Below are 15,452 nucleotides of genomic sequence, written 5' to 3'. Positions count from 1 at the left end.
ACGGGGACGGCCGAAAACGGCGGTCAGCCGGTGCTGACCCGGAGCTCCTTCACGCCGTTCAGCCACGCCGAGCGGAGTCGGCGCGGGTCGCCCGTCAGGTGGAGTCCCGGCATGGCGTCGGCCACCGCGTCGAAGATGAGGTTGATCTCCAGGACGGCCAGGGACTTGCCGAGGCAGAAGTGCGGGCCGCCGCCGCCGAAGCCGAGGTGGGGGTTGGGGTCGCGGGTGATGTCGAAGGTGCCGGGGTCGTCGAAGACCTCGGGGTCGTTGTTGGCGGAGGAGTAGAAGATGCCGACCCGGTCGCCCGCCTTGATCTTCGCGCCGCCGAGCTCCGTGTCCTGCGTCGCCGTGCGCTGGAAGGAGACCACGGGGGTCGCCCAGCGCACGATCTCCTCCGCGGTGGTCGCGGGGCGCTCGCGTTTGAAGAGTTCCCACTGGTCCGGGTGGGTAAGGAGGGCGTGCATGCCGTGGGTGATGGCGTTGCGGGTGGTCTCGTTGCCGGCGACCGCGAGCAGGATCACGAAGAAGCCGAACTCGTCGGAGGAGAGGTTGCCCTCGTCCTCCGCCGCCACCAACTGGCTGACGATGTCCTTGGCGGGGCACTCCTTGCGGGCGACGGCGAGGTTCATGGCGTAGGAGACGATCTCCATCGCGGCCTCGGCCCCGACCTCCGCCGTGACGGCGTACTCGGGGTCGTCGTAGGCCGCCATCTTGTTCGACCAGTCGAAGATCTTGGAGCGGTCGCCCTGGGGTACGCCGATCAGCTCGGCGATGGCCTGGAGCGGCAGTTCGACGGCGACATCGGTGACGAAGTCGAAACCGCCGTCGGGGCCCGCGTTGTCGAGCGCCGCCGCGACGATCGAGCCGGCGCGGGCGCGCAGCGCGTCCTCCAGCGAGCGGATGGCGCGGGGCGTGAAGCCGCGCTGCACGATCTGCCGTACGCGGGTGTGCTCGGGCGGGTCCATGTTGAGCATGATCATTCGCTGGGCGTCGATCGCGTCGCGGCTGATCGACTCGTTGAAGCGGATGATCGCGGTGTTGAGGTAGGAGGAGAACAGCTCCGGGTGCGTGGAGACGTACTTGACGTCCTCGTGCCGGGTGACGGCCCAGTACCCCGCGTCGTCGAAGCCGGATATGCGGGGCGGCTGGACGATCCAGCGCACCGGTTCCGTCTGTCGCAGGGTCGCGAACTCCGGGAGCGGTACGCGGTCTTGGAGCAGGTCGGGGTCGGTGAGGTCGAACCCGTCGGGCAGCGCTGGACAGGGCATCGGCAACTCCAGGTCTGACGGGTCATCAGGAGATGTGCTCGCAAGGTAATAACGGGTTCTACAAGTCGCAAGGGCCGCGACGGGGTCCTTGCGGGGCGGTGGGGGGCGGCGTGGGGTGGCTCGGGCGGTGCCGGGGCGTGCAAGACCCTTGCGGCGCCGGGGTCGGGCTCAGCAGACTGCTGGGAGAACTAGAACGCGTACTAGTTACTACTGGTTACACCCGCGAGCCGCCGGGACGGCTCGCGGGACGTGGACGGAGAGGACCAGCCCCATGGCCGCGGAACCTGTCATCGTCGAAGCCGTACGCACCCCCATCGGCAAGCGCGCGGGAGCGCTCGCCAACCTCCACCCCGCCTACCTGCTCGGGGAGACCTACCGCGAGGTCCTCGGCCGCACCGGCATCCACGCGGACTGCGTCGAGCAGATCGTCGGCGGCACGGTGACGCACGCCGGCGAGCAGTCCATGAACCCGACGCGCACGGCCTGGCTCACCATGGGACTTCCCTACGAGACGGCGGCGACGACGGTGGACTGCCAGTGCGGCTCGTCGCAGCAGGCCAGCCACATGGTCGCCAACATGGTCGCGGCCGGGGTCATCGACGTCGGGATCAGCTGTGGCGTGGAGGCGATGTCGCGGGTGCCGCTGGGGTCCGGGTCCAAGCACGGCCCCGGGAAGCCGTTCCCCGACGAGTGGAACGTGGACCTGCCCAACCAGTTCGAGGCCGCCGAGCGCATCGCCCGCAAGCGGGGGCTCACCCGGGAGAACGTGGACTCCCTCGGGCTCATCTCGCAGGAGCGGGCGGCCGCGGCGTGGTCGGAGGGACGCTTCAAACGCGAGACGTTCGCCGTCCAGGTGCCCACCACCGAGGAGGAGCAGGCTGCCGGGCAGGGCATGTGGCGGCTCGTCGACCAGGACGAGGGGCCGCGCGACACGACGATGGAGGGCCTCGGCGGTCTGAAGCCGGTCATGCCGACCGCCGTGCACACGGCGGGCAACTCCTCGCAGATCTCCGACGGGGCGGCGGCCATCATGTGGGCGTCCAAGCGGATGGCTCGGGCGCTCAAGCTGAAGCCGCGGGCGCGGATCGTCGCCCAGGCGCTGGTCGGCGCCGATCCGCACTTCCATCTCGACGGGCCGGTCGACGCGACGCGGGCGGTGCTCGGCAAGGCGGGGATGTCCCTGAAGGACATCGACCTCGTGGAGGTCAACGAGGCGTTCGCCTCGGTGGTGCTGAGCTGGGCGCAGGTCTTCGGGCAGGACCTGGAGAAGGTGAACGTCAACGGCGGCGCGATCGCCCTCGGGCACCCCGTGGGGGCGACCGGGGCGCGGCTCATCACCACGGCATTACATGAGCTTGAGCGGCGGGACAAGGAGTTCGCGCTGGTCACGATGTGTGCGGGGGGTGCGGTGGCCACTGGGACGATCTTGCAGCGGCTGTAGTGCCCGGGGGGCTCCCCGCCGCCCTGGCTTCGCGCCCCGCCATCACCGGCTCCGCCAAGGCTCAGTGCAGAGGTGGCGGGTCAGTACCAGCCGTTCGCCTGCCAGTGGGCCCATGCGCCAGTCGGGCTGCCGTAGCGGTCGTTCATGTACTTGAGGCCCCATTCGATCTGGGTCTCGGGGTTGGTCTTCCAGTCCTTGCCCGCCGAGGCCATCTTCGAGCCGGGCAGGGCCTGGACCAGGCCGTACGCGCCCGAGGGGTTCGTCGCGCCGGGGTTCCAGCCGCTCTCGTGCGACACGATCTCGTCGAACGCCGCGAACTGCGCGGGGTCCTTGATCTTCTGCTTCGCGATCGCCTTGGCGGACGTGGAGGCGGGCGCCTTCGCGCTGGTCGAGGCGGGAGCCTTCGCGCTGGTCGGGGCGGCTGCCTGGGCGGGGGCCGCGGCGAAGACCATGCCGGACGCGGCGGCGGCGACGAGGCCGCCGGTGAGGGCCTTCTTCGGGGAAGCGACGCGGCGGATGAGCGAGGCGGACACGGAAAACCTTCCGGTGGGGGACGGGGGTCGCGGCGCGTGCCGTGGAGAACCCTGGCGGCGTCGGCGCCTTGCGACTCATTCAGGGAAACAGGGGCGCGGACCTGTCGCAATGCCCCCCTTTACTAGTCGATGCCGGAATTGGGGACGTTCTGCCGTGGGTGAGCCGGCTCTCTCTCGGCAGGTCGGGGCGGGTTTTGAGGTGGTCGCGTCAAAATCTGCGGCTACGGCCCCGCCTCGTAGAGGACCAAGGACCTGTGGGCCGCCTCACGGACGCGCCGCTGCGAGGTGACGGTCCGCGCAGGTGCGCCTACCGCTCGGGAGCCTCGAAGGTGACCGGCGCCTCGAAGGCCGCGCGCCGGGTGGCCCGCCGCAGGGCCTTGAGCACCGCGGGGCCGAGCGTCAGGCTCAGCAGGGCCGTGACGACGGCTCGGGGCAGGTCCCAGCCCATGGACGTGGCCAGGCAGTACGCGACGAAGCGGCCGAGGTTGTCCGCGAGGGGGTCGCCGGGGACGAAGGAGACGCCGGTGGCGAGGCCGCCGAGGTAGGGCCAGCCCTGGAGGTTCATCACCGTGCCGTACGCGATCGACGACACCGCCCCGTACGCCGTGAGCAGCCACAGCTCGCGGCGGCCCCGCAGCCTTTCGGGGCCCGGCAGCAGGCCCGCGCCCATGCAGACCCAGCCCATCGACAGCATCTGGAACGGCAGCCACGGCCCCACCCCGCCGGTGAGCAGCGCCGACGCGGACATCGACACCGCCCCCAGCACGAACCCGAAGCCCGGCCCGAGCACCCGCCCGCTCAGCACCATCAGGAAGAACATCGGCTCGATGCCCGCCGTGCCCGCGCCCAGCGGCCGCAGCGCGGCGCCCGCGGCGGCCAGTACGCCCAGCATGGCGATGGCCTTGGCGTCCAGGCCGACGTCCGCGATGGTCGCCACGACCACGGCGAGCAGCAGCGGCAGCAGCGCGGCGAACAGCCACGGCGCGTCCTGCGCGTGGTCGGCGAGGCCCGAATCGCCGTCCGCGAGGAGCGGCCAGCCGAAGGCGGCCACCCCGACCGCGCTGACCAGCACCAGCGCGGCGATCGAGCGGCGGCCGAGACGGATGGGGGCGGGTCGGGACCGGCCCGGCCCCGGGGCCTTGCTCATGGCGCCGTCCCCTCCGCCGCGTCCAGCGCCTCGCGCACCTGCGTCACCGTCAGCCACTCCCTCGGCGCGAGGATCTTGGTCACCTGCGGTGCGAAGGAGGGCGAGGAGACCACGATCTGCGGGGTCGGCCCGTCGGCGACGACCTCGCCGTCCGCGAGGATCACCACCCGGTGGGCGATCTCCGCGGCCAGTTCCACGTCGTGCGTGGCGAGGACGATCGCGTGGTCCTCGGCCGCGAGCCCGCGCAGGATCACGACCAGGCGGGCCTTGGCCGCGTAGTCGAGGCCGCGGGTCGGCTCGTCGAGGAGGAGCAGGGGCGGGCGCGCGGTCAGGACGATCGCCAGGGCGAGCGCGAGACGCTGGCCCTCGGAGAGGTCACGGGGGTGCGTGTCGTCCGCGATGCCGGGCAGCAGCTCGGTCACCAAGGCCCGGCAGGACCCGGCCGCCGCGTCCGCGTCCCGGTCGGCGGCGGCGCACTCGGCGGCCACGGTGTCCGCGTAGAGGAGGTCGCGAGGTTCCTGGGGGACGAGGCCGACGTGCTTGATCAGGTCGCGCGGCGCGGTGCGGTGGGGGACCGCGCCGCCGACGCGGGCCGAGCCCGACGTGGGTTCGAGCAGACCGACCAGGGTGGAGAGCAGGGTCGACTTCCCCGCGCCGTTGCGGCCCATGAGGGCGACGGTCTCGCCGGGCGTGACGGTCAGGTCGACGCGGCGCAGCGCCTCGACCCGGCCGCGCCGCACGGCGAGGCCCGCCACCGAGGCCGCGGGTGCCGCGGCTGTGGACTCCGGGGCGCGTCCGCGGCGCGAGAGCGGTCGGCGGCTCCCGCGTCCGGGCCGCTGGGCGGCCGTCGTCTCCTGGCGCGGTGCCACGTCCGCGAGCCGGTCCCGCAGCGCGCCCGCCCTGCGCCGCGCGTCCCGCACGGTCAGCGGCAGCGGCGACCAGCCGGCGAGGCGGCCGAGCGCGACCACCGGGGGCTGGACGGGGGAGCGGGCCATCAGCTCGGCGGGGTCGCCGAGCACCGGCGGCTCGCCGGGCGCCGCGAGGAGCAGGACCTGGTCCGCGTACTGCACGACCCGCTCAAGGCGGTGCTCGGCCATCAGCACCGTCGTGCCGAGGTCGTGCACGAGCCGCTGGAGCACCGCGAGGACCTCCTCGGCGGCGGCCGGGTCGAGCGCGGAGGTCGGCTCGTCGAGGACGAGGACCCGGGGGTGAGGGGTGAGGACCGAGCCGATCGCGACCCGCTGCCGCTGGCCGCCGGAGAGCGTGGCGATGGGCCGGTCGCGCAGGTCGGCGAGGCCGAGGAGGTCCAGGGTCTCCTCGACCCGCCTGCGCATCACGTCGGGGGCGAGGCCGAGCGACTCCATGCCGTACGCCAGCTCGTCCTCGACCGTGTCCGTCACGAAGTGCGCGAGGGGGTCCTGGCCGACGGTGCCGACGACGTCGGCGAGTTCACGGGGCTTGTGGGTACGGGTGTCGCGGCCCGCCACGGTCACCCGGCCGCGCAGCGTGCCGCCGGTGAAGTGCGGCACCAGGCCGCTCACCGTGCCCAGCAGTGTCGACTTGCCGACCCCGGACGGGCCGACGAGCAGCACGAGCTCCCCCTCGGGCACGGCGAGGTCGACCCCCTGGACCGTGGGTCCCGCTGCTCCCTCGTACGTCACGGAGACGTCCTCGAAGCGGATCATGAGGTCTCCTCGGAAGGGGTGGGTGACGGCCCGGCGGGCGCGGGCTTGCGGAGCTGGACCGGTGGCTTCCCGCGGGGCGGCGCGGGGGCCTGCTCGCCCGTGGGGACCGGCGCCACGAAGCCCGGCAGGAGGCCGGCCAGGGCGGCAGCGGCGGGCCACAGCGGCAGCGTCGGGGCGGTCAGGGGTACGACGCCGGGGTGCAGGGCCGCCGCGTCGAAGGCGGCCGCCCAGATCGTCAGGCCCGCGACGGTGATCCCGGACCCGGCGACCAGCCAGGCGCGCACACCCCAGCGGTCGGGCCGGTAGCGGGTGCGCACCGAGCGGCGGCCGCCGAGCCGCAGCCCCGCGAGGGCCGCGAGCAGACCGCCGGCCAGGACGGGCAGCCCGTAGGAGGCGCCCTGCGCGGTGAGCAGTCCGTACGTACCCACGCACACGCCCATCAGGCCGCCGAGGGTCAGCACGGCCGTCGCCACGCGCACCCGGCGCGGGACGGGGGCGCTGCGCCCGAACCCCCGCGCGTCCATCGCGGCAGCCAGCGCGACTGACCGCTCCAGGGCGCCTTCGAGCACCGGAAGCCCGACCTGGAGCAGCCCGCGCATCCCCCGGTCGGGGCGTCCGCGCAGGCGGCGCGCGGCCCGGAGCCGCCGCACGTCGGCGATGAGGTTCGGCGCGAAGGTCATCGCCACGACGACGGCGACCCCCACCTCGTACAGCGCGCCCGGCAGCGACTTGAGCAGCCGGGCCGGACCGGCGAGTGCGTTGGCGGCGCCCACGCAGATCAGCAGGCCCGCCAGTCTGATTCCGTCGTAGAGCGCGAAGAGGAGGCCCTCCGCCGTCACCCGGCCGCCGATCCGCACGCCCCTGGCCCAGTCGGGCAGCGGGACCTCGGGGAGCGTCACGACGGTGTGCGTGCCGGGGATCGGCGAGCCGAGCACGATCGCGAAGACCAGGCGGATGCCGATCACGACCAGGCCCAGCTTCACGAACGCGCCGTACGACTTCGCCCAGGGCGCGGACGTCCTGCGCGCCGCCACGACGTAACCCGCGACGCCGATCAGCAGGCCGATGAGGAGCGGATTGGTCGTACGGGACGCGGCGGTGCCGAGGCCGAGGGCCCACAGCCACCAGGCGCCCGGGTGCAGCGCGTTGCTCCGGTGCGCCGTGGGGGCGAGGCGGCGCCCGAGGCGGCCGGGCGCGCTGCTGCCGTGGTGCGTCATGGTGCCGTCCGTGTCCGGTGCCGCGTCAGCCGCGGCGGCGACGGGTCTGCCAGAGCGCGGCGCCGCCGAGCAGCGCCACGGCGGCGACCCCGGCGATCAGGCCCACGGAGGGCCCGCCGTCGTCCTCGTTCCTGCCGGAGTCCGCCGCGTCCCGGCCGGAGTTCGCCGCCGCGGACCGCTCGTGCGGCTCGCCGTCGCCGGAGACCTGCTCGCCGCAGCCCGCCTTCGGGTAGCCGTCGATGGCGCAGAGCAGGGCCTTGCTGTCGTAGCGCAGCGGCTTCGCGACCGAGGCGAGGGCCTCGGCGCTGGTGGCGTCCTCGGCGACCCGGGCGCAGGCGGTCCGCCGCTCGGGCGGGTGTTCGCCGCCGGGGGCGTCCGCGGCCCGGCCGTAGTCGATGACCAGGGCGACGCGCTTGCGGCCGTCCTCGGCGGGCGTGCCCTCGCAGATGTCGTCGAAGTCGGCGGGGCCGCGCGGCCGGGTGGCGTTGTCGGAGTCCGCGGAGACCGCGAAGCGGAACCCCTGCACGTCACCGTCGTCGGGCCGGGCGGTGCCAGGACCCTGGTTCGCGTACGTCCACGCGTCGCCGTCCCGGTCCCAGAACGACCAGTAGCGGTAGCCGGCGGCCGATGAGGGCGCGGCGGCGAGGACGCTCAGGAGGGCGGCGGCGAGCGCCCCCACCACCAGGCGCCCGCGCCACGCACGGCCCCGCGTCATGGCTGCCGCTTCTTGCGGTTGCCGCTGTACAGGAAGCCGATGCCGATGCCGGCGACCATGCCGACGCCGATGATCCACCAGATGCTGACGCCGCCGTCGTCGTCCTTCTTCTCGTCCCGGGCGGCCTCGGACGGCGACGTGGAGGCGGTCCGGGGGGCGGGGCCCTGGGCGTTGAGCCGCTCGACCAGGTCGGCGCCGCCGAAGTCCCGCGGGTCCATGCCCGCGGCGTGCGCGGCGAGGATCAGCTGGGCATAGGCGGCGGGGCCCGACTGCTTGGCCCAGTCCGCGGAGTTCCCGGCGAGCCACTCGGCGGACTTCTCGGCCTGCTCCTTCTGCCCGGCGGCGGCGAGCGCCAGCACGGAGTCCGCGGTGTTGCCCTGGTCGGGCTGGTCCTTGGCGCCCGGCATCGAGGACATCAGGTGGTCGTCGGTGTCGCCGAGGGTCTTGAGGAGGTAGGCGGTGCCGTTGCTCGCGGCCTGCGACGCGGAGTCCGGCTTCGCGCACTCCGGGGTCCCGGACGCGGCCTTCTCGGCGGGCTCCACGACCAGGCCCTTGCCGAGGCTGCCGAGCACGCCGGCCGCGGTGGCGTCGGCGTTCGGCGAGAGCTTGCCGGACTTGGCGTCGGCGAGCCCGAAGGCGCCGCCGTCCTTGCCGCAGTCCATGGCGAGCTTCGGCAGCGCGTCATAGGCGGACTTGCCGGCCTTCTTGACGCTCGCCGGGTTCTGGCCCGCGGCGGCGAGCGCGCCGACGGCGATGCCGGTGGAGTTGGCGTCCGAGGGCAGCCCGGGGCTGTAGCCCCAGCCGCCGTCCTTGTTCTGCACCGATGTCAGCCAGCCGACGCTTCTGTCGACCGTCGCCGCCAGCTTCTTGTCCTTCTGCCCGAGCGCGGCGAGGGCCTGCACGGCGGCGGCGGTGGAGTTGCTGTCGACGGCGGTCTTCGCGTCGCACGGCTTGCCCGCGTCCGGGCGGTACGCCGCGAAGCCGCCGCTCGCGCACTGCTGCCCGGTGAGCCAGTCGACGGCCTTCGGTGCGGGCTCGACGCCCACGGTGTGCTGGGCGAGCAGGGCGTACGACTGGCGGAAGACACCGTCGAACTTCGGATCGGTCTTCCCGTAGAGGCCCGAGGGGAGCGCGGGCGACGGGGACGGGCCGTCCGCGAAGGCCGCCGGTGCGGCGGCCGAGCCGAACACGGCCACTGCGGCCAGGACCGCTGCGCTGCGGCGAACGTTCATGATGCGGCGGGTTGCCTCTCCCTGCGGGGAGCGGGGCGGCACGGGCCCGTGCGCGAGCACGGCTTCCGGGCGGCTCCGGCTCCGTATACCTCGACGGTGCCGCTCACCGGGGGTTCCGGTGCAGCGAGCCGGTCACGCGCCGCGCAGGGCATTCCGGCTCACCACGGGCCCATGGGCAGTGGTATACGGCTGCGGGTCAGCGCCGGGCTTCCACCGGCTTCCCCCTGCGCGGACGTGAGGACGACCCGCCCACTCTACCGGCCGGGGCCGGGGCGCCTGCGGTCAGAGGCTGGGTCATAAGAGCCTGTCGCCACGTACGCCACCGGGTCGCTCCCCGCCACCGCCTCCGCGCGCCCCAGCTCGACCAGGCGCCGCACGTGCGCCTCGGCCTCCGAGACGGCGATGGAGCGGGAGCCGTAGGGGATCTCGGCCCAGGGGCGGTTCCACTCCATGCGCTCCGCGAGCCGCCAGGGGGTGAGCGGCTCGGAGAGGAGGGCGAGCAGCCCCGTCAGGCGCTCCTCGTGGTGGTCGAGGAGCTCGCGGACGCGGGCCGGGGCGTCGGTGAAGGCGCGCTGGTGGGCCGGGAGCACCTCGGCGGGACCGAGGCGGCCGACCCGCTCCAGGGAGTCCAGGTAGTCGCCGAGGGGATCGGTGACCGTGGCGTCGGCCGGGTCCTCGTAGAGGCCGATGTGCGGGGTGATGCCGGGCAGCAGGTGGTCGCCGGAGAAGAGGCGGCCGTTGCCCGGCAGCCCCGCCGGGTGGTCCTCCTCCAGGTGCAGGCAGACGTGGCCCGGGGTGTGGCCCGGCGTCCAGATCGCGCGCAGCCTGCGGCCCGGCAGGTCGAGGAGCTCGCCCGGGGTGATGGACCGGTCGGGCAGGGCGGGGTCGAGGCCGGGCAGCTTGCGGGGGCGGCCCTCGGCGGCGGCGCGGAGCAGCGGGGCGACGTGCTCGGCGGGGGCGCCGGCCGCGGTGAGCTTCGCGGCCATGTAGGCGTACCAGCGCGCGGGGGCGTGGGAGCGGGTGCGGCGCACCACGTCCGCGTCGGCCTCGTGCATGGCGATCCAGGCCCCGGAGGCCTCGCGGACCTTGGCCGAGAGGCCGTGGTGGTCGGGGTGGTGGTGGGTGATGAGGACCCCGGTCACGTCCTCGACGGCGGCGCCGCACGCGCGCAGCCCGGCGGCGAGGGCGGACCAGGACGTGGGGTCGTCCCAGCCGGTGTCGATCAGGACGGGGCCGCCGTCGGTGTCCAGGAGGTGCACGAGGGTGAAGCCGAGCGGGTTGTCGGGGATCGGGACCTTGATGCTCCAGACGCCTCCGCCGTGCTCGATCACCGGCGGGCCGCCCGGCCGTGCGCTCACCTGCGTCATGGGCGCCCTCGTCTCTGCTCGCTCTGTGCCGCTCGCGGTCCGCGATGCGGCCTCCGCCACTATAACTAGAACTAGTTCCAATGGTCGCCCAAGTCGACTGTCCCGCCCGGCCGTTGGTGACCCCGCGCACGCCGTGGACTCCTGCAAGTAGAACTGGTATCAGTCCTGATACACAGTCAGAAAACGCCGTCGGCCGCTCCCGTGGCCGCCCCGCAGTCGCCCGCAATCGCCCCGCAGGAGGCAGTCAGCCATGACGGAGCTCGTGGAACACGGACAGCTGTTCATCGGCGGGGAGTTGGTGGACCCGCTCGGCAGGGGCGTCATCGACGTCGTGTCGCCGCACACCGGCCAGGTCTTCGCCCGCGTCCCGCACGCGGCCCCCGCCGACGTGGACCGGGCCGTCGCCACCGCGCGCAAGGCGTTCGACGAGGGACCCTGGCCGCGCATGACCGTGGACGAGCGGATCGAGGTCGTCACCAGGATCAAGGACGGCTTCGCGGCGCGGCACGAGGAGATCGCCCGCGTCATCAGCTCCGAGAACGGCACCCCGTACACCTCCAGCGTGATGGTGCAGGCCCTCGCCGCGATGATGGTGTGGGACGCGGCGCTCACCGTCGCCCGCGACTTCCCCTACGAGGAGCCGCGCGACGGAGTGCTCGGCAAGCTCCTGGTCCGCCGTGAGCCCATGGGTGTCGTGGCGGCCGTCGTGCCGTGGAACGTCCCGCAGTTCACCGCCGCCGCCAAGCTCGCGCCCGCGCTGCTCGCCGGCTGCCCGGTGATCCTCAAGACGTCGCCGGAAGCGCCCCTGGACGCGTACATCCTCGCGGAGATAGCCGTGGACGCGGGCCTGCCCGCGGGCGTGCTGTCGGTCATCTCCGCCGGCCGCGAGGTCAGCGAGTACCTCGTCGGGCACCCGGGCGTCGACAAGGTGTCCTTCACCGGCTCCGTCGCCGCGGGCAAGCGCGTCATGGAGGTCGCGGCCCAGAACCTCACCCGCGTCACCCTGGAGCTCGGCGGCAAGTCCGCCGCGATCGTGCTGCCCGACGCCGACGCGGCGAGCGCCGTCGCGGGCATCGTCCCCTTCGCCTGGATGATCAACGGCCAGGCGTGTGTGGCCCAGACCCGCATCCTGGTGCCCCGCACGCGCTACGACGAGTTCGCCGAGGCCTTCGCCGCCGCCGCGTCCGCGCTCAAGGTCGGCGACCCCATGGACCCCGCGACCGAGCTCGGCCCGCTGGTCGCCGAGCGCCAGCAGCGGCGCTCCCTCGACTACATCCGCATCGGCCAGGAGGAGGGCGCGAAGATCCTCGCGGGCGGCGGCCGTCCCCCCGGTCTCGACCAGGGCTGGTACGTCGAGCCGACCCTCTTCGGCGGCGTCGACAACGCGATGCGCATCGCCCGCGAGGAGATCTTCGGGCCCGTCATCTGCCTGCTGCCGTACGGCGACGAGGCCGAGGCGGTGAAGATCGCCGACGACTCCGACTACGGACTCAGCGGCAGCGTCTGGACGGCGGACGTCGAGCGCGGCATCGACGTCGCCCGGCGGGTGCGCACCGGCACGTACTCCGTGAACACCTTCAGCCTCGACATGCTCGGCCCGTTCGGCGGCTACAAGAACTCCGGCCTGGGGCGGGAGTTCGGGCCCGAGGGGTACGGCGAGTACTTCGAGCACAAGATGATCCACCTGCCGGCCGGGTACGAGGGGGCGGGCGCCTGATGGGCGACCGCTGGCGCGTCGAGGTAGACCGCTCCCTCTGCGTCGGCTCGGGCATGTGCGTCCTGACGGCGCCCGGCGGCTTCGTCCTGGACACCGCCCGGCAGTCGCACCCCACGGGGACCGAGAGCGACGCCGACGAGAGGGTCCTACAGGCGGCGGAGGGCTGCCCGGTCGAGGCGATCACGATCACCCTCGCCGACGGCGGCGAGGTCGTGTTCCCGCCGGAGGACTGACGACGACAGCCGTTACCGTGGGTACTCGAACGCGGGCGAACGTGACTTTACCCATGCGTTCCGCACGGCCATGTGATGACAGTCGTGACTGTTCCGTCCAGCGCCCCCCTGGAAATGTCTCTGGCACACGCGCAGGGAGGGGATGGAATGGACAAGCGGTACGAGGTCTACTGTCTGGCCGACAGGAACTTCTACGAGACCCCGGACCGGTTGCCGTCCGAGGGCGGCACCGCCGCCCCCCTGTTCGAGACCGCGCGGCGCCCCGTCCCCGACGGCTGGCGCGCCGGACGCGTCGGCGACTGGCTCTCGCTGACCCCGCTCGGCGCCGACGGGACGCCGCGGCCCATGCCCGCGCAGGGCTGGAAGATCCACGTCTCCGCGACCCTCGCCAACGCCGACGACATCGCCGCCATTGTCCGGGACCACTGCCTGGAACAGGGCGTGCCCTTCAAGTTCGTGCCCGCCCCCACGCTGCTGCACCTGCGCAACAGCAAGTACGCGGCCCGCGACGGCAGCGGCAAGTTCGCCACGGTCTACCCGGCCGACGAGCGGCAGCTCAAGGAGCTGCTGCACGGCCTGGGCAAGCTGCTCGAAGGGTTCGAGGGGCCGTACATACTCACCGACCTGCGCTGGGAGCAAGGGCCGCTGTACGTCAGGTACGGCGCCTTCACGCGGCGTGTGTGCGACAACGGCTCAGGCACGCTCGTGCCCGCCATCGAGGACGACCGGGGGCAGCTCGTCCCGGACCCGCGGGACCCGGCCTTCAAGGTCCCCGAGTGGGTGACGCTGCCCGGCTTCCTCCAGCCGCAGCTCGACGCGCGCAACACGACGACCGTCACCGACCTCCCGTACCGCATCGAGAAGGCCCTGCACTTCTCCAACGGCGGCGGGGTCTACGCGGGCACCGACACCCGCGACGGCCGCAAGGTCGTCCTCAAGGAGGGCCGCCCGCACGCGGGTCTCGCCGCCGACGGCGCCGACGCCGTGGCGCGCCTCGAACGCGAGAGGGACGCCCTGGAGAAGCTCTCCGGGCTCGGCGTCGCCCCCGAGGTCCGCGACTGGTTCCTCGTCGGCGACCACCGGTTCCTCGTCATGGACTTTCTTGAGGGCACCACCCTCAACTCCTTCTTCGCGCACCGGCACCCGCTGTGCACCAGCGCACCGGACGCCGCCGCCGTCGCCGAGTACACGCAGTGGGCGCTGCGGATGTACCGCGCCGTCGAGGAGGCCGTCGACGCCGTGCACGGCAGGGGCGTCGTCTTCAACGACCTGCATCTGTTCAACATCATGGTCGCGCCCGACGAGAAGTCCGTCTCCCTCCTCGACTTCGAGGCGGCGACCACCGTGGGCGAGGCGGGCCGCCAGGTCGTCGCCCACCCCGGCTTCGTCGCGCCGAGGGACCGCACCGGCACCGGCGTCGACCGCTACGCCCTCGCCTGCCTGCGGCTCGCGCTCTTCCTGCCGATCACCTCGCTGCTCGCCGTCGACCGGGCCAAGGCCGCGCACCTCGCGCAGGTCATCGCGGCCGAGTTCCCCGACGTGCCGGCCGAGTTCCTCGCCGACGCGGTGGCGGAGATCGAGCGGAACGAACCGGTGGCGGACAGCGCCCACGAGCGGGCGTCGGCCCTGAAAACGGGAGCCCAGGGAGCCCGCGAGGGGGGCACCGCCAGGGGGGGCAGGGCCGGCGCCACCATGCCTGCGGCCGCCGCGACGCCCGCCGTGCCGTCGTTCGTCGATCCCGCCGACTGGCCGAACAGCCGTGACTCCATGGTCGGGGCCATCCTCGCCTCGGCCACGCCCGAGCGGGACGACCGGCTCTTCCCCGGGGACATCGCGCAGTTCGGTGAGGGCGGCGGGCTCGGGCTGGCGCACGGTGCGGCCGGGGTGCTGCTCGCTCTCGCCGAGAGCGGCGCCGAGCGGTACGAGGAGGGCGAGCGGTGGCTGCTCGCCCACACCGCACCGGTCCCGTCGGGCACACCCCTCGGCCTCCACGACGGCCTCGCGGGCATCGCCCACGTACTTGACCGGTTCGGCCACCGCACGCGCGCCCTGGACCTCACGGAACTCGTCCTCCAGGAGAACTGGCAGCGGCTCCCCTCCGACCTGTACGGCGGCCTCGCGGGGCTCGGCCTCGCCCTCGACTCCCTCGCGGAGAGCACCGGAGAGAGCGACCTCGCCCGCCACGCCCTGCGCGCCGCCGAACTGCTCGGCGAGCGGCTCACCGCCGACGCCCCGGTCAAGGGACGGCGCAGGGCTGGGCTGCTGCGCGGTTCCACCGGGCCCGCGCTGCTCTTCCTGCGGCTGTACGAGCGGCACGGCGACCCCGGCTTCCTCGACCTGGCCGAGCGGGCGCTGACCGCGGACCTCGCCCAGTGCGTGACCCAGCAGGACGGCAGCCTCGCCGTCAACGAGGGCTGGCGGACCATGCCCTACCTCGGTGACGGCAGCGTAGGCATCGGCATGGTCCTCGACGACTACCTCGCCCACCGTGACAACGCCGCCTTCGAGGCGGCACGGCCCGCCATCCTGGCCGCCGCGCGCTCACGGTTCTGCGTACAGCCGGGCCTCTACCAGGGCCGCGCGGGACTCCTCCTGCACCTGCGGCGCAGCACGACGCCCGGCATCACCCCCGAGGAGATCACCGAGCAGGTCTCGGCGCTGGGCTGGTTCGCCATGTCGTACGCGGGCCGGCTGGCCTTCCCCGGCAACCAGATGCTGCGGCTCTCCATGGACCTGAACACCGGGACGGCGGGCTGTCTCCTCGCGCTCGCCTCCGCGCTCGGCGACGGCCGGGCGCACGTCCCCTTCCTGCCGCGACCGCGGCCCCAGAGCCGGTCCCGCCATCGTGCGGGGTCGTGACACAACCCTTCAGAGCACCACGTCCCCAGAGAAAGGGA

12 protein-coding genes and 1 riboswitch are annotated in these 15,452 nt (G+C 73.6%); of the genes, 4 read left to right on the top strand and 8 right to left on the bottom strand.

Translation table 11 applies throughout. The features are described from left to right. Positions 1–23 precede the first annotated feature (23 nt). The gene (locus ACRAKF_RS12800; protein ID WP_447037146.1) at positions 24–1,268 is read right to left on the bottom strand and encodes a cytochrome P450; all 1,245 of its coding nucleotides are present in this window, start codon (positions 1,266–1,268) and stop codon (positions 24–26) included. 271 nt (positions 1,269–1,539) lie between these two features. On the opposite strand from ACRAKF_RS12800, the gene ACRAKF_RS12795 reads away from it, so the two are divergent. Beyond that, a complete protein-coding gene (locus ACRAKF_RS12795; protein WP_447037145.1) occupies positions 1,540–2,709 on the top strand; it encodes a steroid 3-ketoacyl-CoA thiolase in 1,170 nt (389 codons plus the stop codon). An 80-nt stretch (positions 2,710–2,789) separates the two neighbouring features. On the opposite strand, the gene ACRAKF_RS12790 is transcribed toward ACRAKF_RS12795, so the two are convergent. The 7 genes from ACRAKF_RS12790 to ACRAKF_RS12760 form a co-directional block, all read right to left on the bottom strand. Further along, positions 2,790–3,242: an aggregation-promoting factor C-terminal-like domain-containing protein gene (locus ACRAKF_RS12790; RefSeq protein WP_447037144.1), complete on the bottom strand. Its 453-nt coding sequence runs from the start codon at positions 3,240–3,242 to the stop codon at positions 2,790–2,792. 307 nt (positions 3,243–3,549) lie between these two features. Further along, the gene (locus tag ACRAKF_RS12785) at positions 3,550–4,389 is read right to left on the bottom strand and encodes an ECF transporter S component (RefSeq protein ID WP_447037143.1); all 840 of its coding nucleotides are present in this window, start codon (positions 4,387–4,389) and stop codon (positions 3,550–3,552) included. Then, positions 4,386–6,074 carry an ABC transporter ATP-binding protein gene (locus ACRAKF_RS12780; RefSeq protein WP_447037142.1) on the bottom strand — a complete coding sequence of 563 codons (1,689 nt, stop codon included), beginning with the start codon at positions 6,072–6,074 and terminating at the stop codon, positions 4,386–4,388. The genes ACRAKF_RS12785 and ACRAKF_RS12780 overlap by 4 nt, the downstream gene beginning before the upstream one ends. Beyond that, positions 6,071–7,291, bottom strand: coding sequence for an energy-coupling factor transporter transmembrane component T (locus ACRAKF_RS12775; protein WP_447037141.1), 1,221 nt, complete (start codon positions 7,289–7,291; stop codon positions 6,071–6,073). The genes ACRAKF_RS12780 and ACRAKF_RS12775 overlap by 4 nt, the downstream gene beginning before the upstream one ends. Positions 7,292–7,316: 25 nt before the next feature. After that, positions 7,317–8,006: an SCO2322 family protein gene (locus ACRAKF_RS12770; RefSeq protein ID WP_447037140.1), complete on the bottom strand. Its 690-nt coding sequence runs from the start codon at positions 8,004–8,006 to the stop codon at positions 7,317–7,319. Further along, on the bottom strand, positions 8,003–9,238 hold the full coding sequence (locus tag ACRAKF_RS12765) for a prenyltransferase/squalene oxidase repeat-containing protein (RefSeq protein ID WP_447037139.1): 1,236 nt from the start codon (positions 9,236–9,238) through the stop codon (positions 8,003–8,005). The genes ACRAKF_RS12770 and ACRAKF_RS12765 overlap by 4 nt, the downstream gene beginning before the upstream one ends. Before the next feature lie 146 nt (positions 9,239–9,384). Further along, a riboswitch (cobalamin riboswitch) is annotated at positions 9,385–9,462 on the bottom strand. A gap of 30 nt (positions 9,463–9,492) precedes the next feature. Then, positions 9,493–10,605, bottom strand: coding sequence for an MBL fold metallo-hydrolase (locus ACRAKF_RS12760; protein ID WP_447037138.1), 1,113 nt, complete (start codon positions 10,603–10,605; stop codon positions 9,493–9,495). Positions 10,606–10,855: 250 nt separating this feature from the next. On the opposite strand from ACRAKF_RS12760, the gene ACRAKF_RS12755 reads away from it, so the two are divergent. The 3 genes from ACRAKF_RS12755 to lanKC all read left to right on the top strand — a co-directional run bounded on the left by ACRAKF_RS12755 (position 10,856) and on the right by lanKC (position 15,414). Then, positions 10,856–12,322 (top strand): aldehyde dehydrogenase, encoded by a 1,467-nt coding sequence (locus ACRAKF_RS12755; protein WP_447037137.1) that lies wholly within the window; start codon positions 10,856–10,858, stop codon positions 12,320–12,322. Next, positions 12,322–12,555: a ferredoxin gene (locus tag ACRAKF_RS12750; protein WP_447037136.1), complete on the top strand. Its 234-nt coding sequence runs from the start codon at positions 12,322–12,324 to the stop codon at positions 12,553–12,555. The genes ACRAKF_RS12755 and ACRAKF_RS12750 overlap by 1 nt, the downstream gene beginning before the upstream one ends. Positions 12,556–12,702: 147 nt before the next feature. Beyond that, positions 12,703–15,414 carry a class III lanthionine synthetase LanKC gene (gene lanKC, locus ACRAKF_RS12745; protein WP_447037135.1) on the top strand — a complete coding sequence of 904 codons (2,712 nt, stop codon included), beginning with the start codon at positions 12,703–12,705 and terminating at the stop codon, positions 15,412–15,414. Positions 15,415–15,452: the final 38 nt, after the last annotated feature.

The sequence above is a fragment of the Streptomyces sp. DSM 118878 genome, from assembly GCF_052936595.1.
Note: the sequence above shows the minus strand (reverse complement) of the source record. Positions and strands in the feature narration are given on the sequence as shown.

Excerpts from the sequence above, each read along its gene's own strand:
- ACRAKF_RS12780 (WP_447037142.1), bottom strand. The coding sequence starts at position 6,074 with ATGATCCGCTTCGAGGACGTCTCCGTGACGTACGAGGGAGCAGCGGGA.
- ACRAKF_RS12765 (WP_447037139.1), bottom strand. The coding sequence starts at position 9,238 with ATGAACGTTCGCCGCAGCGCAGCGGTCCTGGCCGCAGTGGCCGTGTTC.
- ACRAKF_RS12795 (WP_447037145.1), top strand. The coding sequence starts at position 1,540 with ATGGCCGCGGAACCTGTCATCGTCGAAGCCGTACGCACCCCCATCGGC.
- ACRAKF_RS12755 (WP_447037137.1), top strand. The coding sequence starts at position 10,856 with ATGACGGAGCTCGTGGAACACGGACAGCTGTTCATCGGCGGGGAGTTG.
- ACRAKF_RS12785 (WP_447037143.1), bottom strand. The coding sequence starts at position 4,389 with ATGAGCAAGGCCCCGGGGCCGGGCCGGTCCCGACCCGCCCCCATCCGT.
- ACRAKF_RS12770 (WP_447037140.1), bottom strand. The coding sequence starts at position 8,006 with ATGACGCGGGGCCGTGCGTGGCGCGGGCGCCTGGTGGTGGGGGCGCTC.
- ACRAKF_RS12775 (WP_447037141.1), bottom strand. The coding sequence starts at position 7,291 with ATGACGCACCACGGCAGCAGCGCGCCCGGCCGCCTCGGGCGCCGCCTC.
- ACRAKF_RS12760 (WP_447037138.1), bottom strand. The coding sequence starts at position 10,605 with ATGACGCAGGTGAGCGCACGGCCGGGCGGCCCGCCGGTGATCGAGCAC.
- ACRAKF_RS12800 (WP_447037146.1), bottom strand. The coding sequence starts at position 1,268 with ATGCCCTGTCCAGCGCTGCCCGACGGGTTCGACCTCACCGACCCCGAC.
- ACRAKF_RS12750 (WP_447037136.1), top strand. The coding sequence starts at position 12,322 with ATGGGCGACCGCTGGCGCGTCGAGGTAGACCGCTCCCTCTGCGTCGGC.
- lanKC (WP_447037135.1), top strand. The coding sequence starts at position 12,703 with ATGGACAAGCGGTACGAGGTCTACTGTCTGGCCGACAGGAACTTCTAC.